At 50.5% G+C, this 463-nt stretch carries 1 rRNA gene; it reads right to left on the minus strand.

Features of this window, described 5'->3' with window-relative positions:
* Positions 1 to 65: 65 nt before the first annotated feature.
* Positions 66 to 463, minus strand: a 16S ribosomal RNA gene (locus tag AC23MB_RS14370); the annotation flags it as partial.

Consider the following 463-nt stretch of genomic DNA (forward strand, 5'->3'; position numbering starts at 1 on the left):
TGCTTTGTTTAAGAATGTTTGTCATTTGCATGACTAATTTTGTTTTACGTCATATAGACGCTCTAAAATGAGATGTTCCAGCCGCACCTTCCGGTACGGCTACCTTGTTACGACTTAGCCCTAGTTACTTGTTTTACCCTAGGCAGCTCCTGTTACGGTCACCGACTTCAGGTACCCCAAACTTCCATGGCTTGACGGGCGGTGTGTACAAGGCCCGGGAACGTATTCACCGCGCCATGGCTGATGCGCGATTACTAGCGATTCCAGCTTCATAGAGTCGAGTTGCAGACTCCAATCCGAACTGAGAACGGCTTTCGAGATTTGCATCCAGTCACCTGGTAGCTGCCCTCTGTACCGTCCATTGTAGCACGTGTGTGGCCCAAGGCGTAAGGGCCGTGATGATTTGACGTCATCCCCACCTTCCTCTCTACTTGCGTAGGCAGTCTCACTAGAGTCCTCAACT

Source organism: Soonwooa sp. T0.1_25, from assembly GCF_057652215.1.